General features: G+C 65.1%; 29 protein-coding genes and 1 tRNA gene. 18 read left to right on the top strand and 12 right to left on the bottom strand.

What is annotated here, in order from left to right:
• Positions 1-136: 136 nt before the first annotated feature.
• From AC1M2K_RS03610 to AC1M2K_RS03595, 4 genes are read left to right on the top strand one after another with little or no spacing between them, the layout of a single operon-like run.
• Entirely contained in the window at positions 137-1,876 is a 1,740-nt protein-coding gene (locus tag AC1M2K_RS03610) for a dihydroxyacetone kinase family protein (RefSeq protein WP_480239867.1), read from the top strand.
• 30 nt (positions 1,877-1,906) lie between these two features.
• Entirely contained in the window at positions 1,907-2,365 is a 459-nt protein-coding gene (locus AC1M2K_RS03605) for a ribose-5-phosphate isomerase (RefSeq protein WP_480239866.1), read from the top strand.
• Positions 2,365-3,174: a triose-phosphate isomerase family protein gene (locus tag AC1M2K_RS03600; protein WP_480239865.1), complete on the top strand. Its 810-nt coding sequence runs from the start codon at positions 2,365-2,367 to the stop codon at positions 3,172-3,174. The genes AC1M2K_RS03605 and AC1M2K_RS03600 overlap by 1 nt, the downstream gene beginning before the upstream one ends.
• A 16-nt stretch (positions 3,175-3,190) precedes the next feature.
• Positions 3,191-3,925, top strand: a complete 735-nt coding sequence (locus tag AC1M2K_RS03595) for a GntR family transcriptional regulator (RefSeq protein ID WP_480238046.1) — start codon at positions 3,191-3,193, stop codon at positions 3,923-3,925.
• A 75-nt stretch (positions 3,926-4,000) separates the two neighbouring features.
• Here the strand turns inward: AC1M2K_RS03595 and AC1M2K_RS03590 are convergent, their stop codons facing one another.
• The 4 genes from AC1M2K_RS03590 to AC1M2K_RS03575 form a co-directional block, all read right to left on the bottom strand.
• The gene (locus tag AC1M2K_RS03590) at positions 4,001-5,371 is read right to left on the bottom strand and encodes an MFS transporter (protein ID WP_480239864.1); all 1,371 of its coding nucleotides are present in this window, start codon (positions 5,369-5,371) and stop codon (positions 4,001-4,003) included.
• Positions 5,372-5,566: 195 nt separating this feature from the next.
• Positions 5,567-6,337 carry an SDR family NAD(P)-dependent oxidoreductase gene (locus AC1M2K_RS03585; protein WP_480239863.1) on the bottom strand — a complete coding sequence of 257 codons (771 nt, stop codon included), beginning with the start codon at positions 6,335-6,337 and terminating at the stop codon, positions 5,567-5,569.
• Positions 6,338-6,353: 16 nt separating this feature from the next.
• Positions 6,354-7,316, bottom strand: coding sequence for a 3-hydroxyacyl-CoA dehydrogenase family protein (locus AC1M2K_RS03580; protein WP_480239862.1), 963 nt, complete (start codon positions 7,314-7,316; stop codon positions 6,354-6,356).
• Positions 7,317-7,325: 9 nt separating this feature from the next.
• Complete coding sequence (locus AC1M2K_RS03575) at positions 7,326-8,264, bottom strand: sugar phosphate isomerase/epimerase family protein (RefSeq protein ID WP_480238042.1); 939 nt, start codon at positions 8,262-8,264, stop codon at positions 7,326-7,328.
• A 297-nt stretch (positions 8,265-8,561) separates the two neighbouring features.
• Here AC1M2K_RS03575 and AC1M2K_RS03570 point away from each other — a divergent pair.
• The 6 genes from AC1M2K_RS03570 (at position 8,562) to AC1M2K_RS03545 (ending at position 12,006) form a co-directional block, all read left to right on the top strand.
• Positions 8,562-8,634 (top strand) — tRNA-Trp (locus tag AC1M2K_RS03570).
• A gap of 50 nt (positions 8,635-8,684) precedes the next feature.
• A complete protein-coding gene (secE, locus tag AC1M2K_RS03565; RefSeq protein WP_480238041.1) occupies positions 8,685-8,960 on the top strand; it encodes a preprotein translocase subunit SecE in 276 nt (91 codons plus the stop codon).
• 91 nt (positions 8,961-9,051) lie between these two features.
• A complete protein-coding gene (gene nusG, locus AC1M2K_RS03560) occupies positions 9,052-10,050 on the top strand; it encodes a transcription termination/antitermination protein NusG (protein ID WP_480238040.1) in 999 nt (332 codons plus the stop codon).
• Positions 10,051-10,138: 88 nt separating this feature from the next.
• The gene (gene rplK, locus AC1M2K_RS03555) at positions 10,139-10,570 is read left to right on the top strand and encodes a 50S ribosomal protein L11 (protein ID WP_480238039.1); all 432 of its coding nucleotides are present in this window, start codon (positions 10,139-10,141) and stop codon (positions 10,568-10,570) included.
• A gap of 126 nt (positions 10,571-10,696) precedes the next feature.
• Positions 10,697-11,386 carry a 50S ribosomal protein L1 gene (gene rplA / locus AC1M2K_RS03550; RefSeq protein WP_480238038.1) on the top strand — a complete coding sequence of 230 codons (690 nt, stop codon included), beginning with the start codon at positions 10,697-10,699 and terminating at the stop codon, positions 11,384-11,386.
• A 101-nt stretch (positions 11,387-11,487) separates the two neighbouring features.
• On the top strand, positions 11,488-12,006 hold the full coding sequence (locus AC1M2K_RS03545) for a GNAT family N-acetyltransferase (protein ID WP_480239861.1): 519 nt from the start codon (positions 11,488-11,490) through the stop codon (positions 12,004-12,006).
• A 21-nt stretch (positions 12,007-12,027) separates the two neighbouring features.
• Here the strand turns inward: AC1M2K_RS03545 and AC1M2K_RS03540 are convergent, their stop codons facing one another.
• Positions 12,028-13,041 carry an NADP-dependent oxidoreductase gene (locus AC1M2K_RS03540; protein WP_480239860.1) on the bottom strand — a complete coding sequence of 338 codons (1,014 nt, stop codon included), beginning with the start codon at positions 13,039-13,041 and terminating at the stop codon, positions 12,028-12,030.
• Positions 13,042-13,207: 166 nt separating this feature from the next.
• Here AC1M2K_RS03540 and AC1M2K_RS03535 point away from each other — a divergent pair, with 166 nt between their 5' ends.
• On the top strand, positions 13,208-13,852 hold the full coding sequence (locus tag AC1M2K_RS03535; protein WP_480239859.1) for a Pr6Pr family membrane protein: 645 nt from the start codon (positions 13,208-13,210) through the stop codon (positions 13,850-13,852).
• A gap of 1 nt (position 13,853) precedes the next feature.
• On the opposite strand, the gene AC1M2K_RS03530 is transcribed toward AC1M2K_RS03535, so the two are convergent.
• Together AC1M2K_RS03530 and AC1M2K_RS03525 are read right to left on the bottom strand one after the other, a co-directional pair.
• Positions 13,854-14,513: a YqaJ viral recombinase family protein gene (locus AC1M2K_RS03530; protein WP_480240798.1), complete on the bottom strand. Its 660-nt coding sequence runs from the start codon at positions 14,511-14,513 to the stop codon at positions 13,854-13,856.
• Positions 14,514-14,663: 150 nt separating this feature from the next.
• Positions 14,664-14,924 (bottom strand): thioredoxin family protein, encoded by a 261-nt coding sequence (locus AC1M2K_RS03525; protein WP_480238034.1) that lies wholly within the window; start codon positions 14,922-14,924, stop codon positions 14,664-14,666.
• A gap of 66 nt (positions 14,925-14,990) precedes the next feature.
• Between AC1M2K_RS03525 and AC1M2K_RS03520 the strand changes: the two genes are divergently transcribed.
• Entirely contained in the window at positions 14,991-15,839 is an 849-nt protein-coding gene (locus tag AC1M2K_RS03520) for an NAD-dependent epimerase/dehydratase family protein (protein WP_480239858.1), read from the top strand.
• A gap of 3 nt (positions 15,840-15,842) precedes the next feature.
• On the opposite strand, the gene AC1M2K_RS03515 is transcribed toward AC1M2K_RS03520, so the two are convergent.
• The 4 genes from AC1M2K_RS03515 to AC1M2K_RS03500 form a co-directional block, all read right to left on the bottom strand.
• Positions 15,843-16,298 (bottom strand): MarR family winged helix-turn-helix transcriptional regulator, encoded by a 456-nt coding sequence (locus AC1M2K_RS03515; RefSeq protein ID WP_480239857.1) that lies wholly within the window; start codon positions 16,296-16,298, stop codon positions 15,843-15,845.
• Complete coding sequence (locus AC1M2K_RS03510; RefSeq protein WP_480240797.1) at positions 16,295-17,971, bottom strand: MDR family MFS transporter; 1,677 nt, start codon at positions 17,969-17,971, stop codon at positions 16,295-16,297. The genes AC1M2K_RS03515 and AC1M2K_RS03510 overlap by 4 nt, the downstream gene beginning before the upstream one ends.
• Positions 17,972-18,191: 220 nt before the next feature.
• Positions 18,192-18,863 (bottom strand): ABC transporter ATP-binding protein, encoded by a 672-nt coding sequence (locus AC1M2K_RS03505; protein WP_480238031.1) that lies wholly within the window; start codon positions 18,861-18,863, stop codon positions 18,192-18,194.
• A gap of 24 nt (positions 18,864-18,887) precedes the next feature.
• Positions 18,888-20,348, bottom strand: a complete 1,461-nt coding sequence (locus AC1M2K_RS03500; RefSeq protein WP_480239856.1) for an ABC transporter permease — start codon at positions 20,346-20,348, stop codon at positions 18,888-18,890.
• A gap of 187 nt (positions 20,349-20,535) precedes the next feature.
• On the opposite strand from AC1M2K_RS03500, the gene AC1M2K_RS03495 reads away from it, so the two are divergent.
• The 6 genes from AC1M2K_RS03495 (at position 20,536) to rplL (ending at position 25,391) form a co-directional block, all read left to right on the top strand.
• Complete coding sequence (locus AC1M2K_RS03495; RefSeq protein WP_480240796.1) at positions 20,536-21,303, top strand: response regulator transcription factor; 768 nt, start codon at positions 20,536-20,538, stop codon at positions 21,301-21,303.
• The gene (locus AC1M2K_RS03490; RefSeq protein ID WP_480239855.1) at positions 21,300-22,772 is read left to right on the top strand and encodes a sensor histidine kinase; all 1,473 of its coding nucleotides are present in this window, start codon (positions 21,300-21,302) and stop codon (positions 22,770-22,772) included. Before AC1M2K_RS03495 ends, AC1M2K_RS03490 begins: the two co-directional genes overlap by 4 nt.
• A gap of 91 nt (positions 22,773-22,863) precedes the next feature.
• Entirely contained in the window at positions 22,864-23,508 is a 645-nt protein-coding gene (locus AC1M2K_RS03485; RefSeq protein WP_480239854.1) for a GyrI-like domain-containing protein, read from the top strand.
• Positions 23,505-24,167, top strand: a complete 663-nt coding sequence (locus AC1M2K_RS03480) for an HAD family hydrolase (protein ID WP_480239853.1) — start codon at positions 23,505-23,507, stop codon at positions 24,165-24,167. Before AC1M2K_RS03485 ends, AC1M2K_RS03480 begins: the two co-directional genes overlap by 4 nt.
• A 271-nt stretch (positions 24,168-24,438) precedes the next feature.
• Positions 24,439-24,954, top strand: coding sequence for a 50S ribosomal protein L10 (gene rplJ, locus AC1M2K_RS03475; protein WP_480239852.1), 516 nt, complete (start codon positions 24,439-24,441; stop codon positions 24,952-24,954).
• 53 nt (positions 24,955-25,007) lie between these two features.
• On the top strand, positions 25,008-25,391 hold the full coding sequence (gene rplL, locus AC1M2K_RS03470; RefSeq protein WP_480238024.1) for a 50S ribosomal protein L7/L12: 384 nt from the start codon (positions 25,008-25,010) through the stop codon (positions 25,389-25,391).
• Between the two features lie 222 nt (positions 25,392-25,613).
• On the opposite strand, the gene AC1M2K_RS03465 is transcribed toward rplL, so the two are convergent.
• A complete protein-coding gene (locus tag AC1M2K_RS03465) occupies positions 25,614-26,639 on the bottom strand; it encodes a LacI family DNA-binding transcriptional regulator (protein WP_480238023.1) in 1,026 nt (341 codons plus the stop codon).
• Positions 26,640-26,835: the final 196 nt, after the last annotated feature.

Genomic DNA, 26,835 nt, shown 5'->3' with positions numbered 1-26,835 from the left:
CCGACTTGCTCGGCATCATTCGACTGTGACTATGCCCGCACAACTCGTGCGCTTACCGAAAATATCCTATAGGATTAGAAGCGGATCGGACAGGTGCCGACGTGACCGACACAGCTCAACGGTGAGGAAGAACACGATGACCAGGCTTTGGAACGAACCCGAGAACTTCGCAGACGAAATGATCGATGGTTTCGTCCGCGCCAACGGCCGCTGGGTCCGGAGGGTGTCCGGTGGGGTCACCCGCTCGACCCGATCTGAAGAGCCCACGGTGTCGCTCGTCATCGGCGGGGGGTCAGGACACTACCCGGCGTTCGGCGGTCTGGTCGGACACGGGCTCGCCCACGGCGCGGCCATGGGTAATCTTTTCGCGTCGCCGTCTGCCCAGCAGGTGGAATCGGTCGCCAGGACCAGCGATCAGGGCCGGGGCATCCTGCTCAGTTACGGCAACTATGCGGGCGATGTGCTGCACTTCACCGAGGCGCAGGACAAACTTCGCTCGGAGGGCATCGACTGCCGCACCGTCACAGTGACCGACGACATCTTCAGCGCGCCGGCACAGGAAAAGGAGAGGCGTCGAGGCATCGCCGGCGACCTCACCGTCTTCAAGGTCGCCGGGGCCGCCGCTGCCGCCGGGTACGACATCGCCGGAGTCCAGCGCGCCGCGATCCTCGCCAACGACCGGACACGCTCCATGGGTGTCGCGTTCACCGGATGCACCCTCCCCGGCGCCGACGAGCCGCTGTTCTCGGTTCCTGAGGGTCGGATGGCCATCGGCCTCGGCATCCACGGCGAACCGGGAATCGACGAGGTCGACATCCCCACGGCGGACGGACTCGGCGACCTGTTCGTCGAGCGACTGCTCGACGCCGCGGAGATCCCGGAAGGAGTGTCACTCCGGGGAGCGCGGGTTGTCCCGATTCTCAACGGACTCGGCTCGGTCAAGAACGAAGAGCTCTACATCGTCTTCGCCCGCGTCGCCGCCCTGCTCGACGAGGCGGGCGCGGAGATCGTGGATCCGCAGGTCGGGGAGTTCTGCACGAGCTTCGACATGGCCGGGGTCTCACTCACCCTGCTCTGGCTCGACGACGAGCTGGAAACTCTCTGGAGCGCCCCGGCAGACACTCCCGCGTTTCGCACCGGGTCCGTCGACACCGGGTCCCTTGTCCAGCGCGGCGAGATCGACGACTCGGTAGCCGCCGAGGTCATCCCAGAGTCAAGCGATGAATCGCGCCGCGCAGCGACGGTGATCGTTGACGCGCTGGATGCGATCGTCGCCGTCATCGACGAGAACGCCGACGAACTCGGACGGATCGATTCGATCGCCGGCGACGGTGACCACGGCATCGGGATGAAGCGCGGATCACACGCCGCAGCCGCGGCAGCGCGAGAATCCCTGGCGAAGGATGCAGGGGCGCAGAGTGTTCTCGCCTCGGCCGCCGACGCCTGGTCGAACCGCGGTGGCGGAACCTCCGGTGCCATCTGGGGTGTCATTCTGCGCACGGTCGGAGAGCACCTCGGCAATACGACGCCCGTCGAGGCGGCCGCAGTGGCGACAGGCGTGGACGCTGCCAGGCAGGCCGTCATGGACTTCGGAAAGGCCACGGTCGGAGACAAGACCATGGTCGACGCGCTCGTGCCGTTCGCCGCACGTCTCAGCGACGGAGTGGCATCAGGCGATTCGCTGTTCGGCGCCTGGGCGACCGCGAGCGCCGCGGCGAAGAACGCAGCAGACGCGACCACAGACATGATGCCGGGCATGGGCCGCGCCCGCTCCCACGGCGAAAAGGCACTCGGCGTCGCCGACCCCGGCGCCGTCTCCCTGGCGATGATCACCGCGGCCGTCCTCGAGGTGCTCCGCGGAGCATCCGACCACTGATTTCGACACCTCACGAGAAGGAGCACCACCATGAGCGCACTGCGCATTGTCGTCGGCTGTGACGACGCAGGATTCGAGTACAAGGAACGGCTGAAGGCGGACCTCGAGGCAAACGACCTCGTCGCATCCGTCACCGATGTCGGTGTGAACGCCGACGGACACACCAACTACCCGACGATCGCCATCGCCGCCGCCGAGATGGTCGCACGAGGAGAAGCCGACCGGGCACTTCTCATCTGTGGCACCGGACTCGGCGTCGCCATCGCGGCCAACAAGGTCGCAGGGGTGCGTGCCGTGACGGCTCACGACGGCTTCTCGGTCGAGCGTGCCGTGCTGTCCAACAATGCGCAGGTGCTCTGCATGGGGCAGCGCGTCGTCGGCATCGAGCTCGCCCGCCGCCTCGCGCGCGAATGGCTGACTTACACCTTCGACGAATCGAGCGCATCGAACGACAAGGTGCGGGAGATCAGCAGCTACGAAGGCGTCTGATGTCCGCCCCAGGCTCGCCCCGGTTCCTCATCGGGGTGAGCCACAAAATGTACTTTTCGCACGGGCGCGCCGTTCAGTGGTGCCGCGAGGTGGCCGGCATCGCGCGGGAGCACCGCGCGATCGTCGGCGGTGACGTTCAACTTTTCGTCATTCCGACCTACCTGGCCGTTCCGGCAGCGCTCGACCTGCTCGGGTCTCTCGCTCTCGTGGGAGCACAGGACCTCAGCACCGAGGACTCGGGCGCGTTCACCGGTGAGGTGAGCGGCGCGGAGATTGCCGAACTGGGCTGCGCTGTCGTCGAAGTCGGGCACGCCGAACGACGCAGGCTCTTCGGCGAGAACGACGACATCGTTGCGCAGAAGACGGATGCGGCGCTGCGCAACGGTCTCGACCCCGTACTGTGCGTCGGAGAACCTGATCAGACTTCTCCGGCGGAGGCGATCCGTGTCTGCGTCGGTCAGATCGACTCGGCGCTTGCCCCGAGCCGGCGGGCGGGCCGCAACGGCCGCATCATCGTGGCGTACGAGCCCCATTGGGCGATCGGCGCCCCTGAACCGGCGTCCGCTGACCACATCCGGCGTGTGTGCTCGGCACTTCGCGACCACCTCGGGACACTCCCGGATTTTCCCGGGTCCGTGGTCATCTATGGCGGGAGCGCAGGGCCGGGTCTTCTGCGGCTGATCGCCGACGGCGTCGACGGCCTCTTCCTCGGCCGATTCGCCCACGATGCCGAATCGCTCGGCGTGATCCTCGATGAAGCGGCCGATGCGGCATCCGACCCTCGCCTCATTGATAGTGTCGGTATCTGAAGCCCGAGGAGAACCCATGCGAGAACCCATCTACCACCTGGGTACTGCGGTGGTGATCGAACGCAAAGGGCTGCGGGACCGCGTGTACGACCTCGTCCTCGACATGCTCGCCGGCCAGGCGATAGCTCCGGGCACCCGCTTGTCGATCGACGCGATCGCGCGCGACCTCAAGGTCTCTCCGACGCCGGTGAGGGAAGCGCTGGTCCAGCTGGAACGGACGGGCCTCGTCACACGCGAGCCTCTCAAGGGCTACCGGGTCGCACCTCAGATCACGGACGGCCAGCTCGAGTCCCTCTTCGACACCCGGATCGTGCTGGAGGGTGGCGCTGCCGCACTTGCCGCCAGGAACGCCGACGCCCTCGTTCCGCGTCTGGAAGCCGCACTGGACGAACACCGGGCAGTCACGGCAACAGTTCGTGCTGCGGCGGCGACCGACACTCTGACGGTCGCGCTGCTCCGTGAATATTTCACGGTCGACTGGAACTTCCACCACCTCATTTTCGAGGGGACGGACAATCCGTTCCTGATCGACATGTCGGAGGCCATCTCGACACGGGTCCACCGTATGCGCCAGACGGTGCTGAGCGGCGTGACCGACGCCGACGATGCCGTCATCGAGCACACCCGTATCCTCGAGGCGTTCCGCTCAGGAGACCCGGCCGCCGCTTCGTCTGCCATGTGTGCCCACATCGAGAAGGTTCGCTCCCGATCGCGCACGGACGCGAGCACCCCGGAGACTCCCGTTCTCTGACACGGCGTGTGGACCGTATACACAGAAAACCGGGCTGGGTCCATGAGGACCCAGCCCGGTTTCTTCAGTTCGTTGTCAGTGGACGGGGGGCGCGTCCTCGAGGAGCGCATCCGACCTGGCCTTGAAGAACCGGGTGCAGTACAGCATGACGGCGGCGAGGAAGGCGAAGACGCCGAGTGACACGACTCCCCACACTCCGCTGTCGGTCGGTACCGCTTCGTTGATGCCTGTTCGCATGATCGGTGCGACGAAGCCTCCGAGGTTTCCGAGCGAGTTGATCAGGCCGATACCAGCCGCGGCAGCGGTTCCGGTGAGGAACGCCGTCGGATATGACCAGGTGATCGGTCCGACCGAGAGGAAGCTGGCAACGGCGATGGTGATGAACAGGATGCCGATGATGGGCAGGTTGTTTGCGCCGGCCCAGGCAGAGCCGAGGATGGCGAGGCCGGTGAGGATGTAGAACGACGTTCCCCAGTTGCGGCGACGGATGATGGTCGATGCGTGCTTGCCGAAGTAGTAGCAGGCGAAGAGTCCGACGAGCCACGGAATTGCTGAGACCAGCCCGACCTGCCAGCCGACTTCCTGCCCGATCAGCCCGGCAACCTGCTGGGGGAGGTAGAAGGTGGTGCCGTATACGGCGATCTGGAGGCAGAAGTAGATGATGGTGAAGTACCACACCTTCCAGCTGGACATTGCGCGCCAGACCCCGGACGGGCCGTCTTCGGTGCGGACGGCGTCTTCCTTCGCCATCACGTCTGTCAGGGCGTCCTTCTCGTCCTGACTGAGGAACTTGGCCTGCTGCGGACTGTTCACCAGGAAGACCAGAGCGGCGATGCCGGCGATGACTGCCAGCATGCCCTCGACGAAGAACATGACCTGCCAGCCGTGCCACGGGGTGAACGTGTCACCGAAGCTGATCAGGCCGCCGCTGAGCGGGGCACCGATCATCTGCGAGAACGGCTGCGCCAGGTAGAAGATCGCGAACATCTGCACGCGAACCTTGTTGGGGAACCACTCCGCGAGGAACATGATCACGCCGGGGAACAGCCCTGCCTCGGTGACGCCGAGGAGGAACCGCAGGATGATGAACATCGTGTCACCCGTGGTGAAGGCGAACGCCGCTGCGACGATTCCCCAGGTGATCGCGATGCGCGCGAGCCAGAAGCGAGCGCCGAATTTCTTCAGCAGCAGGTTGCTGGGAATCTCGAAGATCGCGTAGCCGATGAAGAAGATTCCCGCTCCGAGCGCGAATGCGCCCTCGGAGATGCCGCGGTCGACCGCGAGGGCTTCCTGGGCGAAGCCGATGTTCGTCCGGTCGAGGAACGCGACGAAGTACAGGATGACGAGCATCGGCATGAGATGCCGTGCCGCCTTCGAGATGGCCGACTTGAGAGCCGGGCTGTGGGCATTGGTGTCAATGCCGACAAGCGGAGTGGATGCTGACACGTGTTCTCTCCTTTGAGGTGTTGCGAGGTTGGGTGAAGGCATCGGCGGTCGGCGCCGGAATGCCCGGAGTCGATCAGCCGAGGAAGCTCGGGGCGATCAGCCAGATTCCGACGCCGACGAGAATGATCCCGATGGCGAGGAAGAGGATGCGTCCTTTGGACCAGGGGCCTGTTGCGCCAGTCATGATGGTCTCCTTCAATGCATGTAGAGGCCGCCGTCAACGTTCAGGGTCTGGCCCGTCACGAATCCGGAGTCCTCGCTGATGAGGTACGCGATGGCAGCCGCGATGTCACGCGGTGTACCGATGCGGGGGAGAACGCCGTCGGCAGCCATGGCTTCCTTGCGTTCCTCGGTCAGTGTTCCGCCCATGATGTCCGTGTCGATCGGGCCGGGCGAGATCACGTTGACGGTGATGCCGTCCTTACCGAGCTCGCGGGCGACACTCCTGGAGAAGCCGATGACGCCGGCCTTCGCTGCGGAGTACGCGGTCTTGCTGAACGTTCCGCCGCCACGCTGGGCCGAGACGGAAGAGAGGTTGACCACACGGCCGACCCCGCTCGTGACCATGGATTCCACAGCGCGACGGGTCGCGAAATGGACTCCGTTCATGTTGATACCCATGACCCGGTTCCACTCTTCTGCGGTCACCTCGAGGTAGGGAACCGGCGACGAGACCCCGGCGAGGTTCACGAGTGCGACCACCTGAGGCAGTGCCGCCTCGAGCGTGTCGAAGGCGGCGCGCACCTGGGATTCGTCAGCGACATTGGCGCCGGCGCCGGCGGCGTCGACGCCGTGCTGCTCGGCGATCTCTGTCGCGACGGAGGAGGCGGCATCCGCGTCGAGGTCGATGATGCCGATGTTCCACCCCCGTTCTGCGAGGTAGTGGGCTGAGGCCCGACCGATCCCGCGGGGTGACGCCGCGCCAGTGAGAATGACCGTGCGGGACTCAGGAAATGGTGTTGCCATGATTCTGATCCGATCGTCAGTTCGAAGGGTGAATGGGTGCTGGGCCGAGCTCGTCCATGAGCTTTTTGATGGCCACGTATGCCTTGTTGCGGTATGCGACGAGTTCTGCGGTGCGCTCGGCGGGGACGTCGAGGTAGCCGGCGCCCGTCTTGGTGCCGAACTTGCCGGCGTCGACGAGCTCGGCGAGCGACTTCGGCGTTGCGAAACGTTCCGGCCAGCGGGTCTGCATGGACTCGTAGCAGAAGGCGTACACGTCGAGACCCGCCATGTCGGCGATTGCGAACGGTCCGAAGACCGGCAGACGGAAGCCGAACGTCGTGCGGACGATCGTGTCGACGTCTTCGGCGGTGGCGACGCCTTCTTCGACGAGCTGGGTCGCCTCGCTGAACAGCGCGTACTGGAGCCGGTTGAGGACGAAGCCGGTTGAATCCTTGACCCGCGCGGTTTCCTTACCCGTTGCCGCGACGATCTCCTCGACCACGGAGATCACCGCAGGGTCGGTTGTCTCGTGGGGGATGAGTTCGACGCCCGGGATGAACGGGGCGGGATTCGAGAAGTGGACCCCGAGGAACCGCTCGGGGTTGATCACGGCTTCGGCGAGAGAGCTGATGAGGATCGTCGAGGTGTTGGAACCGATGATCGCGTCTGCCCGCGCCGCCTCGCTGATTCGGCGAAGGGTGGCGTGCTTGATCTCGATCTTCTCGGGAACGGCTTCCTCGATGAAGTCGGCGTCTGCGACAGCTTCTTCGATGGATGCGGACGGTGAGAGGTTGGCCTGGATGCGCTCGACGGCATCCGCGGGGAACAGGCCGTCGGCGACGAACTGGCGGGCCTCATCGATGAGGCGCTCATAGTTGTTCGTGGCGATCTCTTCGGAGATGTCAGCGATGCGGACGGTCGCTCCGGACAGCGCGAGCACCTGGGCGATGCCTCCGCCCATGTATCCCGAGCCGACGACGGCGATGATGCGGTTGGTCATGATTTTCTCCTATGCCTTGGGAAGAAGTGAGCGGATGTACTTCTGGTTGGTGGCGCACATGCCGAGGCTGTCTCCGCCGTAGTGTTCGGCGAGGATGATGCCGTTGTAACCGAGAGCGAGCGCGTCGCGGAACACCTGGCGGTAGTTGATGAGCCCCGCTTCCATCGTCGAAGGAACCGAAGTGAACCAGCTGCCGTCCACCGCTTCGTCTCGGGTGTAGTTCTTCACGTGCCAGTAGTTCGCGTATGGCAGGGTCTTCGCGAAGAGTTCGCGCCAGTCCTCCACCGGGCGGTGCAGACGGATGAGGTTCGCAACGTCCGGGTTGATGCCGACGTTGTCGAGACCGACGGCTTCGACGAAGCGGACTGCGCTGTCAGCGGTGCCGATGTAGGTGTCCTCGTACATCTCGAGCGACAGCGGCAGGCCGACGGATGCTGCGTGTTCGCCGAGTTCGCGGATGCGCTTGACCGCCGTGTCCCACACGTCGCGGTCATCCGGGTCCTTCGGGCCTTCGGCCGTCCAGAACCACAGTGCCTTCTTCTGTGCGGCGCTGAAGGGCTGATGGAGTCCTGTGGAGAAGACCTCCATGCCCCACTCGGCGGCGGCATCGATCGTGCGGTGCGCGTATGCGAGGTTCTTCTCTTCCGAGCCCGGCATGATCACACTCTGGCGCTGAAGGTGGACTGACGGAATGCCGACGCCGTGCGACTTCGCGATGGAGAGGAACTCATCACGGCGCGACGGCTCGAGGTCTGCGGGGCGGACATGGCTGTCTGCGAGCTCGGCCAGGGTGAAGCCCACGTCGGCGACCTGCGCGAACATGTCGTCCCAGACCTCCGCCGGGGCGTCGTGCATCGCAAGACCCTGCTTGTCGACGGGCGGAAACGCGTGGAGACAGGTGGCGATGGGCCAGGTCTCTGCCGTATAGCTGGGCGTGTCAGTCGGCATGATTGCTCCGTTGCAGTTCGAGGGGTGTGCGCTGCACTTAGAGCAGCGAGAAAAGATCCTATAGGAAATAGTAGTCCGTGGGGTCTGTGCTGTAAAGGTCGGGGCGATTTCGCCGGCGTCCCGCGGGCGCAGGAGTGGTTTTTGCTGAGCCCCGATCGTCGCGTACACTTGTCGAGGTAGTTGAAATCTGCCAAGCTTTTTTGCGCCTATTTTTCAGGCAATCCCGCAGCGGACCCGAAAGAACAGCAAGAAGAAGTGCGTCAGGTTTCGCTCCCTGACCGGGAAATATCCGGGTCTAGGGCGGTGGCTCAATTGGTAGAGCAGCGGTCTCCAAAACCGCAGGTTGCAGGTTCGAGTCCTGTCCGCCCTGCGCGTCGGTATTGAACGTCCTGAATGCCGACACACGAAAGGTGTAACCAGGTGGCCCGAAAAGTTATCGACGAACCGAGCGAGGAAATCGTCGCAGCCGCGAAGAAGGAACGTGCGGAAAAGCGCGGACCCTTTGCCGGGATCATCCTGTTCCTGAAGCAGGTCATCGCTGAGCTCAAGAAGGTCGTCACTCCGACCAGAAAAGAGCTGTTCAGCTACACCGGCGTCGTACTCGTGTTCGTCGTGATCATGATGGCCCTCGTGTATGGCCTGGACCAGCTGTTCAGCTGGCTCGTGATCTTCGTCTTCGGGACTCCCGCCTCGTAACAACCAGGTGGCATCCGATCGACAGTGATCGACAACGCGGACGGTGGCAGTGAACATGGCCACCCCACAAGCAAAGAGGAATGAGATTTAGGTGTCTGAGAGAAATCTGGACGACGTCGACTGGGCAACTGCTGCTGAGCAGTCCAGCGAGGAAGACGAAGCACAGGAGGGCAACGTGCTGGCCGCCGAGGAAAACTCAGTAGACGCCGCAGAGCACAAGGCCCTGCACGTCGAGGACTCCAACGAGACGATCGACCTGGATGCCGTCCTCGACGCCCTGGCCGAAGCCAACGACCCCGAAGCTGACGCCGTCGTCGACGACGCACTCGAGATCGATGAGGCCGACGAGGTCGAAGCCGCCGCTGAGGCGATCGAAGACGAGGTCGAGATCGAAGCAGAAGAGGAAGCCTCCGAAGAGCCCGAGGTCGAGCCGTACACCGGTGAAGAGCCCGACGCCGGAGAGCCGGCAGACGTCGACCCCTATGACGCCTTCCGCGCCGAACTGCGCAGCCTCCCTGGCAAGTGGTTCGTCATCCACTCCTACGCCGGCTTCGAGCGCAAGGTCAAGGCGAACATCGAGCAGCGCAAGGGCTCGCTCGACGTCGCCGACTACATCTACCAGGTCGAAGTTCCGATGGAAGATGTCGTCGAGATCAAGAACGGCCAGCGCAAGATGGTCACCCGCGTGCGCATCCCCGGGTACGTGCTCGTCCGCATGGACCTCAATGAGGACTCCTGGTCGGTCGTCCGTCACACGCCCGGTGTCACCGGCTTCGTGGGCAACGCCCACAACCCGACGCCTCTGCGCTTCGAAGAGTCCTTCAACATGCTGAAGAGCCTCGTCGAGGTCAAGGACACCGCTCCGGCGAAGACCGGTGGAGGTAAGGGCGGCCAGACCCCCCGCGCCATCCCTGCCGAGGTCGACTTCGAGATCGGCGAGACCATCACGATCAAGGAAGGCTCGTTCGCAGGCCTTCCCGGTTCGATCAGCGAGATCAAGCCGGAGAGCGGAAAGCTCACCGTCCTCGTCTCCCTGTTCGAGCGCGAGACCCCGGTCGAGCTCAGCTTCGACCAGGTCACGAAACTCTAGATTTCCCTATCCACCGCGGCCCAACCGGGCCGGCGGGAGAGCATCCGTCAACTGACGGGAGCTCGAAACCCAATAAGAAGGAAGAAACATGGCACCGAAGAAGAAGGTTACTGGTCTGATCAAGCTTCAGATCAAGGCCGGCGCCGCCAACCCCGCCCCGCCCATCGGCCCGGCCCTGGGTCAGCACGGCGTGAACATCATGGAGTTCTGCAAGGCGTACAACGCTCAGACGGAAGCCCAGCGCGGCAACGTCATCCCGGTGGAGATCACCGTCTACGAGGACCGTTCGTTCACGTTCATCCTCAAGACCCCTCCGGCCGCTGAGCTCATCAAGAAGGCTGCAGGCGTTGCCAAGGGTTCAGGAACCCCGCACACCGTCAAGGTCGCAAAGCTCACCAAGGAGCAGGTCCGCGAGATCGCCGAAGTCAAGATGGCCGACCTCAACGCGAACGACATCGAGGCTGCCTCGAAGATCATCGCCGGAACCGCACGTTCCATGGGAATCACCACAGAGGCGTAGAGCTCTCACGGTCACGAGCTTCGCTCGCGGCCTCAGGTCCCGGGCTCCGCTCGCGGCCTCCAGATTTATACCGTGGCAGCGCCGGCCAGGCGCAAATGACCACATTCTCGAATTGGAGAAATTCACATGGCACAGAAGTCAAAGGCCTACCGGGCCGCAGCCGAGAAAATCGGCACTGACAAGGTTTACACCGCAGAAGAGGCAGTCGCACTCGCCAAGGAGACCGGCTCAGCCAAGTTCGACTCGACCGTCGAGGTTGCTCTCAAGCTCGGTGTCGACCCCCGCAAGGCAGACCAGATGGTCCGCGGTACCGTGATCCTTCCTCACGGCACCGGTAAGACCGCCCGCGTCATCGTGTTCGCAACGGGTCCAGCAGCAGAGGCCGCTCTCGCGGCAGGCGCTGACGAGGTCGGTGGCGACGAGCTCATCGAGAAGGTGGCCGCTGGCTACACCTCGTTCGACTCCGCCGTCTCGACCCCTGAACTCATGGGCAAGGTCGGTCGTCTCGGTAAGGTCCTCGGACCCCGCGGCCTCATGCCGAACCCGAAGACCGGCACCGTGACCCCCGACGTCGCGAAGGCTGTCTCCGAGATCAAGGGTGGAAAGATCGAGTTCCGCGTCGACAAGCACTCCAACGTGCACTTCGTCGTCGGCAAGGCCTCGTTCGCTCCCGAGCAGCTCAACGAGAACATCCAGTCGGCCCTCGAAGAGGTCAACCGTCTGAAGCCGTCCTCCTCGAAGGGCCGCTACATCCTGAAGGGCACCGTCTCGACCACCTTCGGTCCTGGCATCCCGATGGATATCAACAGCATCTAGTCCGTTCGGACTGACCGAAAGGGCCCCGCGATTTCGCGGGGCCCTTTTTGCGTGCCGTGGACGCGCGCTCGTGCACATAAAGTGGACGGGTGGATGTGAACGTGAGACGCGCAGTGGTGACGGATGCCGCAGGGCTGGCTGAGCTGGCGGAGGCGACTTTTCCGCTCGCCTGCCCGCCCGGGAGTGCGCCGGAGGACATCGCGGACTTCATCGCCACGCACCTCACCGCCGAACGCTTCACCGACTACCTCGCCGACGACGGTCGAACCATCATGGTGGCGGAGGACTCTGACGGGATGTGCGGGTACACGATGCTCATCCTCGGCGATCCGGCGGACGCCGACGTCGCAGCATCCCTCACTCTTGTGCCGACCATCGAGCTGAGCAAGGTCTACGTCCTGGCGGGTTCACATGGCCGTGGCGTCTCGGCACCACTGATCGCCGCGACCCTCGACGCCGCAGCGGAGACCGGCGCGGCCGGTGTCTGGCTCGGTGTCAACGAGCAGAACGGCCGTGCCGTTCGCTTCTACGAGAAGAGCGGCTTCCGGATCGTCGGGAAGAAGTCCTTCAGGCTCGGCACCCAGCTGGAGAATGACTTCGTCATGGAACGCTCACTCTGACCTTGCTCGGCGCCCAGCCGATCAGTGCGCAGGGACGGTGAGGACGATCTTTCCGCGCGTGTGACCGGATTCGAGCGCGCGGTGCGCGTCAGCGGCATCCGCCAGGTCGAAGACCTGGTCGACGAAGACCCGCACGTCACCTGACTCGAGCAGCCGTGTGATCGTCGAGAGGGCGTCTCCGTCAGGCGCCACCTTGTACGTCGTCGCGCGAACGCCTGCTGCCGCCGCCTCGTCGAGGAAGGTGGGCCAGCTCCCGGTGGGCGCATTGACGATCAGTCCGCCGGGGTTGAGGACGGACAGCGATCGGCTGCCGGTGTCGTCGTGGACGTTGCCGATCAGGTCGATGACGACGTCGATGTGGCTGAGGACGTCGTCGAACCGCGTCGTCGTGTAGTCGATGACCTCGGCGGCCCCGAGTTCGCGGAGCCAGTCCTGGTTGCGGCCGGACCCCGTCGCGATGACGTGTGCGCCGAAGTATCGCGCGAACTGTACGGCGAAGTGACCGACGCCCCCGCTGCCGGCGTGGATGAGCATCCTCTGGCCCTGGTGCGCTTTGGCGACCTCGACAACCATCCCCCATGCGGTCAGAGCGGCGAGCGGGACGCCTGCGGCTTCGACATGGGAGAGGCTCGGCGGTTTCCTGGCCACTGAGAGGCTTGACACCGCGAGGTACTGGGCGTACGTGCCCGGCATCCGCGGGACCATCGCCATTCCGTAGACCTCGGTTCCTGGGGAGAGCGGATGCGCCTCGTACGGAGACTTCACCACCACGCCACTGAAATCGTTACCGAGGATGGCGGGGTAGCTGATGCCCGATGACACGCCTCCGCCTGACCTGGTCTTCGCGTCGGTCGGGTTGATACCCGCTGCGACGACGCGAACGACGAACTCGGAGACGTACGACGCCGGCGTCGGCACCGTCGCGAGGTGAAGCACGTCAGGTTCACCGGTCCGATCGATCACCGCGGCGAGCATGGTCTCCGGGACCGTTTCGCCTGCGGAGCCCGCTGGCATCTCATCCTTTGTGGCCGTCATGCCCCGAGTCTGCCACGTCATCCCCACACCCTCACGCATGTGAGCCCCCAGTCGTCGTTGCCATGCCCCCAGCTAACTCCCGCAATGAGTCGACGGTGTTACGGCTCCGTTCCCGCATCGCTAACAGTTCCGCAGCAACCGCTGGGAGCGGCGATAGGGTGTGCGCATGCGCAAAGTCTTCGGCGTCATCCGCATCGTCGCGGCGGGCGTGATCCTGGCCGCGATCATCGCCCAGCTGGTCTACAGCCTCAGCTTCGACCTGCCGGACGTGCCGTTCTTCCTCGTGAACTTCTTCAGTTTCTTCACCATCCAGTCGAACGTCCTCGCCGCAGCGAGTCTTCTCGTCGGAGCATGGTTCTGCTTCACCCGCCCGATCGATCCGGCCTGGTTCAACCTCGCCCTCGCCGCGACGGTCACCTACATGGCGACCACAGGCGTCGTCTACAACCTGCTGCTGCGCCAGGTATCGCTCGATCAGGCGTCGACCCTGGGCTGGTCGAACGAGGTTCTCCACCTCATCGCGCCGATCTACATGGTGCTCGTCTGGCTCTTCTCGCCCGGCCGGACACCTGTGGCCTGGAACCGGCTCTGGGTTCTCGCCGTCTATCCGGTCCTCTGGTCGCTGTACACGATGCTCAGGGGCGCGATCACCGACTGGTATCCGTACCCGTTCCTGAACCCGGGCCAGCCGGGAGGCTACGGCGCCGTGGTGATCTACATCATCGCCATCGCTTCGGTCATCCTGCTCACCGGGGCCGGCGTCGTCTGGCTGAGCAGGCGAACCCTGCGCTCCAGGGCTGGAGCGGCCTGAGCTACGGGATGTCGTACGGGTCGTCGTTCACCAGATAGCGCGACACGCGCGTCGTCCGGCGGTGCAGCTCGTCGATGAGGTTGTTGGCGAGACCGACCAGCTTGCCGATCTCCTTCTCGTCGCGGTCGATCCAGCGGCAGCGTGGCTCCTCGCCCACCGGAACGAAATTGGTGTGCTCCTCCCAGACCACAAGCGTGCGCTCGGCTCCGAGGACATACTGCTGCCACCAGATCTGACGCAGGTAGTTGCGCGGGACCGAGCGCCAGGGCTTCGTGGTGGTCTTGATCTCGGCGAGGACGAGAGCGCCGGATGCCGTCACCGCGAGACCGTCAGGTGTTGCCAGATGCCGTCTCTCCACCTCGGCGTGGAAGAGCGCCGACGACGGCGCGATGCCGTGGGTGGCAGCGACCCAGCGGGCGATCTCGGGCTCGCGTGCCCGCCCGTGATCGGTGAACGCGTTGCCGGAGAACCCGTTGCCTCCGCCGAGCTTCTCGGTCGCGACAGCGTCGATGGCCGCCGGGCCGGAGAGCCTGGCGACATCCGTGGCCGTGATTCCCCGAGACCGTGCCCGGAGCCACGCGACCCGGTCCGTCGAGTCAGCGACGAATCGGTCGAGGTAGGTGGTTGGCACCCCTCTATTCTGCCTCCGCTCGGGCGACACGCCCGCCAGCGCGACTCCCTCGGCGCGCCCCACGCGTGGTGGGGTGGGGGTTCCCGTCCGCAACTTCGGAGAAACGGCGCGAAAGGGCCAGATCTCGGCTCGGAGATGCCGTTGCGTCGAAAATCTCCGAACGATGGCACCCCGGTGTGGTCACAGGGCCTGCGCGGCCGCCGTGAGCATCTGATTCAGTGTCGGGACGCCCGTCGCACGGAAGACCTCGGTGCCGCCGTCGTCGAGGACGATGACCGTCGGGGTGATCCGGATGCCGTCGTCAGCAGCCAGCACGTTCTCCCTGGCCACGTCGCGCTCGATGACCGTCGCCTGCGGAACGAGACGGGCGGCATCCGCGAGCACCGACCGCGCCTGGGCACACGGTGCGCAGAATGCGGAGGTGTAGAGAACGAGTTGCATGTAGCAAGCCAACCACGTCTCCGGCAATCCCATTCCCTGCACGGCCGGATGGACCAGACTGGGGGAATGAGAATTGCAGTCACAGGCGGATCAGGAAAACTCGGCAAGACCGTCGTGCGGGAACTCCGCGACGCCGGCCTTCAGGTCATCAACCTCGACGCTCACGGAGAACGTGGGCCGGGCTTCGTCAGGGTCGACCTCACCGACTACGGGCAGACCGTGGACGCGATCATGGGGGTCGACGACCAGCACGGCGGGTTCGACGCCATCGTGCACCTGGCCGCCATCCCGGCGCCAGGCATCACCAGCGACGTCGCCACGTTCCACAACAACATCCTGGCCAGCTACAACGTGTTCCACGCTGCGATTCGTGCAGGGATCCGCAACGTCGTCTACGCGTCGAGCGAGACCGTGCTCGGTCTTCCGTTCGACGTTCCGCCGCCGTACATCCCGGTGGACGAGGACTACGCGGCGCGGCCGGAGAGCACCTACTCGCTGGTCAAGCACCTCGAGGAGCAGATGGCCATCGAACTGGTCCGCTGGCATCCCGATCTCAAAATCGTCGCCTTGCGCTTCTCCAACGTCATGGATCCGGCCGACTACGCGGCCTTCCCCTCCTACGACGGCGATGCGAAGAACCGCAAGTGGAACCTCTGGGGCTACATCGACGGACGGGACGGCGCGCAAGCGGTGCTCCGCGCACTCGAACTGGAGACCGTCGGGTTCGATCGGTTCATCATCGCGGCCGCGGACACCGTGTCCGATCGCCCGAACGCCGAGCTCATCGCCGAGGTCTTCCCCGACGTCCCCGTGACGCGCGAGGTGGGCGAACACGAGACGCTGCTCTCGATAGACAAGGCTCGCCGGATCCTCGACTACTCGCCGAAGCACTCCTGGCGCGACCCCAGGGACTGAGGGTCAGATCGACTCGTTGACCTTGGCGAGAAGCTCGGTCAGGCGGGTGAGGTCTGCGGTGTCCCATTCGGCCAGCCGTGAACGCCACAGCTCCTGGCCATGTGTCCTGATGCTGGTGACCCGCTCGGCTCCGACCTCGGATGCCGCCAGGTAGGTTGCCCTGCCGTCCTCCGGGTCGGCCTCCCGCACGACGAGTCCCAGCTCTTCGAGCTGTTTCACCGTGCGGCTGATCGTGCTCTTGTCGGTCATCAGCAACTCGCCGATCGTTCCGGCGTGCATCCGTCCACCCCTGACCAGCGACGACAGCACCTTATAGCCCAGGGGCTGGAGGTCGGGGTGGACCTGCTCTGCCCGCTCCCGCATGAGACCGCGTACCCGGTTGAAGATCAGGCTGAACTCGTGTTCCACGTCGCCGATGGCTGTGTCGATGTCTATCGTGCCATCGCTGGTCTCTGTCATCGTGGGTTCCGCTCTGTGCCTGCCACGGCATCCGTGTCGATCCGGGCGTCATGGCCAGTCTCGCGCACCACGGCGACGGATGCCGTCGACACGTCGACGAGGATCTCTTCCGCGTCGACAGCGGCGGTCTTCCCGTCGGCCATCCGCTCGATCGCGGTCTTCGTGCCGAGGCTGAGGTTCGGCAGGAAGATGATCGCGACGAGGGTGACGATGGCGAGCGGTGCGGCCACCAGGAAGATGTCGGCGACGGCCTGTCCGTAGACCGACTCGATGATCGTGCGGACGCCGACAGGCAGTTCGTTGACCTTCGGGATCGTGCCGCTCTGAAGGGATTCGGCGATCGCGGCCCCTGGTGCGCCGAGTTTGACGATCGCGGCCTGCAAGGCATCCGCCTTGTCGGAGAGGAGCCCTGTGACCTGGCTGGCGAGGACGGCGCCCATCACCGAGACGCCGATGGTGCCGCCGAGGCTGCGGAAGAAGGCGATCCCTGAGCTCGCGACGCCGAGCTGCTTGATGTCGACCGCGTTCTGCACGATGAGTACGAGGTTCTGCATGACCATTCCGACGCCGGAGCCGAGGACGAACATGTACACGGAGACGAGGACGTAGTTCGTGTCGTACTGGATGGTTCCCATGAGGAACATCCCGGCAGCGAGGGCGATCGAGCCCGCGATCATGTACGGCTTCCAGACGCCGAACCGGCTGATCAGGTTGCCGACGACCGTCGAGGTGATGAGCAGTCCGCCGATCATCGGAAGGGTCAGCAGGCCGGATTCGGTCGGTGTGGCGCCTCGGGCGAGCTGCATGTACTGGCCGAGGAACACCGAGGTGCCGAACATGGCGACACCGACCGCGATGGACGCGATGACCGAGAGGGTGAAGGTGCGGTTCTTGAACAGCGACATCGGGATGATCGGGTCGGCGACGTTGAGCTCGACGATCACGGCTGCGACGAGCAGGATGACGGAGAGACCGACCATCCAGGCCGTGTTCCAGCTGGCCCACTCGAACTGGTTGCCGGCCATGGTGACCCAGATCAGCAGGAGGGAGACGCCACCGGCGATGAGCGCAGCACCGAGGTAGTCGATGCGCACCTTGGCCTGCTTCGCGCGCTTGGGCAGGTGCAGTGTCTTCTGCAGAAGGATGATGGCCGCGATGGCGAACGGGAGAGCGACGAAGAAGTTCCAGCGCCAGCCGAAGCTGTCGGTGATGATGCCGCCGACGAGAGGGCCGCCGATGGTTCCGACGGCCATGACGGCGCCGAAGAGTCCCATGTACCTGCCGCGCTCACGCGGGCTGATGATGTCGGCCATGATGATCTGGCTGAGCGCAGTGAGGCCGCCCGCTCCGAGTCCCTGGAACACGCGGAAGGTGATGAGAGTGGCGGTGTCCTGCGAGAACCCGGCGAGGGCCGAACCGACCACGAAGAGCACGAGCGACAGCTGGATGAGCAGCTTTCGGTTGAACAGGTCGGCGAATTTTCCCCAGATCGGCGTCGACACGGTCGTCGCCAGCAGGGTGGACGTGACGACCCAGGTGAAAGCCGCCTGGTCACCGTTGAGGTCGGAGATGATCCGCGGCAGCGAGGTCGAGACCACGGTGCCGGCGAGGATCGAGACGAACATGCCGAGCAGCAGGCCGGACAACGCCTCGAGCACCTGCCGGTGGTTCATGACGGGCGCGTCTGCGCCGGTGGAAAGGGAAGTGGACACGGGAACTCCAGAACATAGAGAAGGGAGGCCCGCCGTTGCGCCCCGAAAAGTTGACTGACATCAACTATAAATTCAATGGTGGATGTAAGTCAACTATCTCTTCCATCGGATTCGAATGACGGATGCCGCCGGCCGGCTGGCCGACGGCATCCGTCGCGTTCCCTAATGTTCCCTGGTGTGCCTAGGTGATGTCCTTCACCTGACCGTTCTTGATGTGCAGCCGACGCTGGGCGCGTTTCGCGACCGCGGAGTCATGCGTGACGATGATGAGGGTGAGCCCGAGTTCCGCCCACAGCCTCTCGAGCAGGCCCATGATGTCGTCGCGGGTGTCCTCGTCGAGTGCGCCGGTCGGTTCGTCCGCCAGGAGTACGGAGGGCTTCTTCACGATGGCCCTGGCGATGGCGACCCGCTGCTGCTGCCCTCCTGACAACTCGGCAGGCCGGTGGCTGCCGCGGTCGGCGAGCCCGACCGACGCGAGGGCTTCGACCGCCCGCTGGGCACGCTCCGCGGCGGGGAGCCTGAGTGGAACGAGGGCCATCTCGACGTTCTCCTGGGCGCTGAGTGTCGGAATGAGGTTGAAGCTCTGGAAGACGATTCCGACCTTGTGGGCCCTGAGCGCCGTGAGTCCGGATTCCGGCAGCGAGCTGAGGTCGCTGTCTCCGAAGACGATCTTCCCGGAGCTCGGCCGGTCGAGGGCACCGAGCATCTGCAGGAGCGTCGACTTGCCACCCCCTGTCGGCCCCTGCACGGCGACCATCTGCCCGTCGGGGATGGTGAGGTCGACCCGGTTGAGGGCAGTGATGGTGGTCTTGCCTTGAATGTAGGTTTTCGAGAGTGCTGAGAGCGTGTACATGATTGTCCTATCGGTGTCTGGGGGTCAGGAAACGGAGCGAAGCGCTTCGGCCGGGCGGAGGCGCGAAGCGCGCCACCCGCCGATGGCGCCGGCAAGAAGGCCGCCGGCGACCGCGATGGCTGCGGCGACAAGAATCACGACCGGCGTGACAGGGGCAGTGAGCACGATGTCGGTCGTTGCTGCGACCGCCTCAGCGGGACCGCCAAACCCTCCCCGCCCGCCCGGCCCCCCGGCTCCGGTCGCCGACGTCGCGGTCGATGCACCGAGCGTGATGCCTGTCAGGTTGATCACGAGTACGGCGGTGAGGCCGACGACCACACCGACCGCTCCTCCGATCAACGCCTGCACGGTCGACTCGCCTGCGACCTGGCCGACGATCCTGCGATCCGACCAGCCGATGGCCTTGAGCGTGCCGAACTCCCGGGTCCGGCGGGCGACACCGGAGATCGTGAAGAGCACGGCGATAAGGAAGGCGGCGAGCAAGACGAGGAGGGAGAGCCAGAAACCGAGGCCGGAGACGAGACCGGATGCCGATGCCAGGGATCCCGAGACGCTCGAGGCAAGGTCGTCCTGCGTGCTGACCGTTGCATCCGTCAGTTCGGCTTCGATGTCACTCTTCACCTGGTCGATGGCGGTGGACGATGCGGCCTGGACGGAGATCGTCGACACCTGGCCGTCGAGACCGGCGACCGACTGTGCGACGTCGAGCGGGATGTAGACGTTCGAGGCCGTCGTGGCATCCGATGAACCTGATGCGACGGTACCGACAACCTCGAAGTCGGTCCCGCCGATCTCGAGGGTGTCGCCCACGGCGAGCTCGGCGGAGGTCGCGTACGCGGCGTCGAGCACAGCGACGAAGCTGCCCTCATCGGCTGCGTCGAGCCCGCGGCCCTCGTCGAGGGTCACGGCCGAGAGCGGTCCGACATTGTCACCCGAGGGATCGAGCCCGAGCACCGTGAACGAGTCCACGTCGAAGGAGCTTCCGCCTTCGCCGTCCGCGCCGCCGGGGGCCTGGCCGTCTGCCGGCCGCTCCATCTGCGAAAAGTCCGGAAGTTCGCCGTTGAACGTCGTGTTGGTCAGCGACAGTGTGGCCGTCGCGGCGGCGACGTTTTCGACATCCTTCACCGTGGACAAGGCAGCTGCGTCAAACGTGGCTGCGCCGAAACCTGCCGAGAGACGCGACTGGCTCACCTGGGTCGTTCCGTCCTCGGTGGCCGTACCCTCGTCTGCGCCGAAATCGAACGCTCCAGGCCCCCCGCCCGCGCCGGCTTCCCCCTCCTCTGGAGGGGTCGGTGTCGTGCTGACGGTGATGTCTGTACCGACGCCGTAGACCGAGGCGAGGACGGAGGACTGTGCGTCCTTCACCCCGGCAGAGACGGCGTTGACGACGATGACCAGGGCGATGGCGAGTGCCATGCCGAGGGCGATGATGAGAGTCTGCTTCCGGCGGCCGACGAGCTCGCGCCTCAGGTACGTTCCGAACATGGTTTCCTTCGCTTCGTGCCGGCATCCGGCCAGGCCTGATGGCGCGGCCTCCTGGCCGCGGTCCGACTCACGCTAGGGATGACGTTTATGGCAGGACTATGCCGTTCCTGAGTGTTTGCCCTGCGCGGTTTCCTGCGGTCACAGCCCGGACATCGGCGGTTCATAGGATGCTCATAGGAATACGTCGATACTGGAACCCGTGAGCACATTCGTTTCCTCTTCGTCCCAGCCGTCTGCTCCTCTGCGTCGTGCAGACGGAAGCCCGATCCGCGTGCTCGTCGTCGACGACGAGCACAGCCTGACGGACCTGCTCAAGATGGCCCTGCGCTACGAGGGGTGGGAGATCCGCACGGCTGACACCGGCAGGAGCGCTCTCGCCATCGCCAGGGAGTTTCGACCGGACGCGGTCGTCCTCGACATCATGCTTCCCGATCTCGACGGCCTGACCGTGCTCCAGCGCCTCCGGGCAGAGGGCGACGATGTCCCCGTGCTCTTCCTCACCGCGAAGGATGCCCTCGACGAGCGCATCGCCGGTCTCACCGCCGGCGGCGACGACTACGTCACCAAGCCGTTCAGCCTCGAGGAAGTCGTGGCGCGACTGAGGGGGCTCATCCGCCGGTCGACCCTCACGGCGGCATCCGACGGACCGTTGCTCACCATCGGGGATCTCAGTCTCGACGAGGACAGCCACGAGGTCTCGAGGGCCGGTGTGCCGATCGACCTCACGGCGACCGAGTACGAACTGCTGCGCTTCCTCATGCGGAACCCGCGCCGAGTGTTGAGCAAGGTCCAGATCCTCGACCGGGTCTGGAGCTACGACTTCGAGGGCAAATCCAGCGTGGTGGAGATCTACATCTCTTACCTGCGCAAGAAGATCGACGCCGGCCGGGCGCCGATGATCCACACCGTCCGCGGTGCCGGCTACATGCTGAAGCCCGCGGGGGTCTCCGCGTGACACACCTGTCACGGTGGACCTTGCGGCGCCGGCTCATCGTCGCCGTCGTCGCACTTCTGGCGCTCGCCGCCGTGGTGATCGGGACGTCGAGCGTGCTCAGCGTCCAGACCGTCCTGCTCGACCGCGTCGACAGCCAGCTCACCGCTGCGACCAGCCGGTCGTCGGGTGCCGCCGACGTCGGACAGCGCGGGGGGCAGTTCCCGCAGGATGCCCAGCCCCCTGTGCCCGATTTCATCGGGGCGCCAGGACAGTCCGCAGGCACGCTCGGGGCCATCATCGATGGTGGCGCCGTGCGCTACGCCGGATACACCGACGACGCGGGCAATCTCCTGCCGCTGACCACGGCCCAGGTCGAAGCGCTCCTCACACTCGAGCTCGGTGCCGACCCCGTTTCGGTCGACCTCCCCGGAGACCTCGGTCGCTACCGGGTCGCCGCTGTCGAGACCGCAAGAGGCGCGCTCGTCGTCGGGCTGCCACTGGCCGACCTCGACTTCACCGTCGGACAACTGATCGCGGGGATCGCCGCGATCTCTCTCGGCGCCCTCGCCATCGCCGGGTGTGCCGCTTACCTCATCGTCCGGCTCACGCTGCGCCCGCTCGAGCGCGTGGCGCAGACGGCATCCGACGTCTCCGAGCTGCCCCTCGACCGCGGCGAGGTCGCGCTCGCCGTTCGAGTGCCAGAAGAGGACGCAGACCCGCACACCGAGGTCGGCAGGGTCGGTGCCGCGATCAACAGGATGCTCGGCCATGTGTCGGACGCCCTGCAGGCCAGACAGGCGTCGGAGAACAAGGTCAGGACCTTCGTCTCCGACGCCAGCCACGAACTGCGGACCCCACTTGCATCCATCCGGGGCTACGCCGAACTGACCCGTCGATCGGGGGAGCAGCTCCCTGAGGACGCCACGTACGCGCTCGGCCGGATCGAATCCGAGGCGGTGCGGATGACTGCGATCGTCGAGGACCTGCTCCTCCTCGCCCGACTCGACGAGGGTCGCGAACTCGTCAAGAAGCCCGTCGATCTGATCGCGTTGCTCAGTCACGCGGTCAGCGACGCGCGCGCGGCATCGCCAGACCACGACTGGGCGCTCGACGGTCCTCGCGAACCAGTCGAAGTGACCGGAGACATGCAGAGGCTGTTCCAGGTCGTCTCGAATCTGCTTGCCAACGCGCGGGTGCACACCCCATCGGGGACACGCGTCGAGACTCGGCTGACGACAACGGAGAAGGATGCCGTGATCACGATCACCGACGACGGCCCCGGCATCGACCCCGACGTGCTCGGGAACGTCTTCGAGCGCTTCGTCCGTGGCGACGCGTCGCGGCAGCGTGCCTCAGGTGGCACCGGCCTGGGACTCGCGATCGTCGCAGGCGTCGTCGATGCGCACGGCGGCTCTGTCGCTGTGGCGTCCGAGCCCGGTCGCACCGAGTTCCGGGTCACCCTGCCGCTGGCGGCGCCGACAGTGCAGTAGTGGCTCGAAGATTGACGTTTTTCCCGCCACTACTGCACTCTCGGCAACGGGCGACGGACGAAGGGTAGAGTGGCCGCGAGCGGAGGGCCGGATGACCAAGGTCGATCTCAAGGCGGAGCGCAAGGAGCTCTACGCCCCGAAAGCGGGCGTATTCGTCGAGGTCGACGTTCCGCCGATGAGCTACCTGATGGTCGACGGACACGGTGACCCGAACTCCGAGTCCGCGTACACCGAGGCCGTCGAGGCTCTCTTCGCGGTGTCGTATGCGGTGAAGTTCACCAGCAAGCGGAAGCTCGATCGCGACTACGTCGTCATGCCCCTCGAAGGACTGTGGTGGGCCGACGACCACACCGTGTTCGCCGCCGGCAGCAAGAGCGACTGGGACTGGACGATGATGCTCCGCCAGCCGGACTGGGTGACAGACGCGATGATCTCGGAGGCGACGGATGCCGTCACCGGCAGGAAGCACCTCCCCGGGGTGCCCCGACTCCGCTTCGCCGTCCTCGACGAAGGCCGGAGCATCCAGACCCTGCATCTCGGAGGATATGACGACGAGGGTCCCGTCCTCGACGAGCTGCATTCCCGCTACCTCCCCTCGCGCGGGCTGGCGGAGACGGGCAAACATCACGAGATCTACCTCAGCGACCCGCGAAAAATGGATACAGCCAAACTCCGAACCATCCTTCGCCAGCCCGTGCGCGCGCTTGCATCAGAACCAAGGGAAGAAACGCCATGACCGAAACGCCAGCCGCAGTCCTCTTCGATGTCGACGGAACGCTCGTCGACTCGAACTACCTCCACGTCGAGGCCTGGATGCACGCCTTCGACGAACTGAACGTGCCAGTGCCGGCCTGGCGAGTGCACCGCTCCATCGGCCTCGACTCGGCGAAACTCCTCGACGCCCTCCTCGGCGAACGGGCCGACGAACTGGGGGAGCAGGCGAAGACCCTCCACTCCGGTTTCTACCGCTCTCTGGCCTATCGGCTGACCCCGCTCAGCGGGTCACGGGAGCTCCTGCAAGCACTCAAGGACCGCGGCACGACCGTCGTGCTGGCGACATCGGCCCCTGAGGACGAGCTCGCGCTGCTGACCGACACCCTCGACGCCGACGACCTCATCGACGCGGTCACCAACGCCGATGACGTCGAGTCGGCCAAGCCCGATCCGGCGGTCGTGGAGGTCGCCCTGAAGAAGGCCGGTGTGCCCGCAGCGCAGGCGCTCTTCGTCGGCGACAGCGTGTGGGATTGCATCGCAGCCTCCCGCGCCGGCGTCAGCACGATCGGGCTGCTGTGCGGAGGCACGTCGTCCGCAGAACTTCTCTCCGCCGGTGCAATCGCCGTCTACGACGATCCGGCCGCCCTGCTGCGCGAACTCCACCTGAGCCCGCTCGCCTGACCTGCAGCCGCCCGATTTGGCCGGATGGCGACGGATGCCCTAAGCTGGGACAAAACCAAAGACCGCAGGTTTTCGGCGTGCGCGCGCAAGCGAGCATCCGATCGAAGGTTCTCATGAAGAGACAACCAGCGCAGGTGAACGAAACACTCTCGAGATTTTCTCTCTGACTGCTCCGTGCGCTTGCGCCGGAGCTTTTTTCATGTTCTGAGCCCACTGGGTCTGAGGCTCGTGCCGCTTCCGCGGTACGAGGAAGACTAATCAAGGAGTGGCTATGGCGAACAAGGAAGCCTCGGTTGCCGAACTCACGGAGAAATTCCAGAGCTCGACCGCCGTTCTGCTGACCGAGTACCGCGGCCTCACTGTTGCACAGCTCAAGACGCTGCGCACCACCATCAGTGCAGACGCAACCTACGCCGTGGTGAAGAACACGCTGACCAAGATCGCCGCGAACAATGCGGGCATTTCGTCGTTTGACGAAGAGCTCGTTGGACCGTCGGCCATCGCATTCGTGCACGGTGACCCTGTCACCGTCGCGAAGAGCCTGCGCGACTTTGCCAAGGCAAACCCTCTCCTGGTGATCAAGGGCGGTTACTTTGACGGTAACCCTCTGACCGCCGCAGAGGTAGGCAAGCTCGCCGACCTCGAGTCCCGCGAAGTTCTGCTCGGCAAGCTTGCCGGCGCCTTCAAGGCCTCGCTGTTCGGAGCCGCATATCTGTTCAACGCACCGCTCTCGAAGGCCGTTCGCACGGTCGACGCGCTGCGTGAGAAGCAGGAGTCCGCTTTCTAGGTTCAGACCTGGGCAAGCGGTGAGTAGACCAAAGAAATCTAAGGGAGAAAATCATGGCAAAGCTGTCAACTGAGGAACTGCTTGAGCAGTTCAAGGGACTTACGCTCATCGAACTCAGCGAGTTCGTGAAGGCATTCGAGGAGACCTTCGAGGTCACCGCCGCTGCACCTGTTGCTGTTGCTGGCCCGGCTGCTGCCGGCGCTGCTGCAGAAGAGGTCGAAGAGAAGGACTCGTTCGACGTCGTTCTCGAGTCGGTCGGCGACAAGAAGATCCAGGTCATCAAGACCGTCCGCGAGCTCACCTCGCTGGGTCTCGGCGAGGCCAAGGCCGTCGTCGATGGTGCTCCGAAGGCCGTCCTCGAGGGCGCAAACAAGGAGACTGCCGAGAAGGCAAAGGCTGCACTCGAAGAGGCCGGCGCAACCGTCACCCTCAAGTAATTTGCGCCCCTCTGGGGCTCTCACTTGATGTGACGTGCGCTGTCGTTTTCGACAGTCTGTTACGCGAAAGGCGTCGTTCCTCCTGGGACGGCGCCTTTCGCCGTTAAGTATCGGCGGAGACGGGTCATGGAACCGTCCGAAACGGCTGCTCCAACGGTCGATCGGTTCGAATGGGTCGCTCACGGAAATGAGGAACGACCGTCGGGGACCGATCGGCGCGTCTCAGACGGCGTCAGCGCCGAGCTGAGCGTGCGCCGTGCTGGCGCGGATGACGAGGCGTGCAGGCATCTCGATGACATCAGGGGCTGTCGGTTCGCCGGCTACGGCCGCGAGGAGGTCGGCGACCGCTGACTGCCCCTGCACCCTCGGCTGTTGCTCGATGGTCGTGAGCGAGAACATCTCGGCGTACTCGTGGCCGTCGATGCCGATGACCGAGAGGTCGCCCGGGACCCGGACCCCGATGCGGCGCGCGGCGATGATCGCGCCGATGGCGACCTCATCGCAGGCGGCGAAGACCGCACTCGGGCGAGAGGTCGCGTCGCTGAGTGCGTGGGTGCCCGCCTCGTAGCCGCCCGGCACGCTCATCGCCGTCTGGGCCGTCCGGATCTGGCTGTCGAGGCCGGCAGCAGCCATGGCCTGGAGATAGCCGGCGAGCCTGTGGCTGTGGATGGTCTGTTCGTCGGGGTGACCGATGACCCCGCCGATGTACATGATCCGCCGGTGGCCCAGCCCGATCAGGTGTTCGGTGGCCAGCCGCGCCGCGCCGACATCGTCGATCGTCAGTGACCGGATACCGGAGACGGGCGCACCGACACTGACCATCGGGATGCCCAGGCGCAGGAGCCGCTCCGTCTCGCCGGGGGTGGGTTCGACCCCGATCGCGATCACCCCGTCGAACCGCTTGCGGGCGAGGAAGAAATCGAAGACACGGTCGCGATCGGCCGATCCGGGGTGCAGGTTGTAGAGCGTCGTGTCGTAACCGCGATTGAGCAGCGCCTCCTCGATCCCCTCGAGAATCTCGCCGAAGAACCAGCGGTTGATGAAGGGGATGACGACGCCGATGTTCTTGGTCTGACCGGTGACGAGGCCGGCAGCGTTGGGCGACGCGACGAAGCCGATCTCCTTCGCCGCCTGCTGGACCCGCCTGCGGGTTTCGTCAGCCACGTAACCCTTGCCGGAGAGGGCCCGGGATGCCGTCGCCTTGGAGACGCCGGCGCGCGCGGCGACATCCGCGATTGCGCTGCCCATGGTGGCCTCCCGACGCTGGGGGCTGAGTACCGGCGTCGAACCGGGACTGAGTTGTCTGGAACAGGGTACCGAAAACCGACACGGCATGGAACCGGTTACACATTTTGACCTCGAAGCGTCGGTGCCCGTTTACCCGAAACTCCGGAGGTTTCCGCGAGAGAGCGCGATCATGCCCTGATTTCGTTATCCCAGCGTG

It is taken from the genome of Mycetocola sp. Y171, from assembly GCF_056713165.1.
Note: the sequence above shows the minus strand (reverse complement) of the source record. Positions and strands in the feature narration are given on the sequence as shown.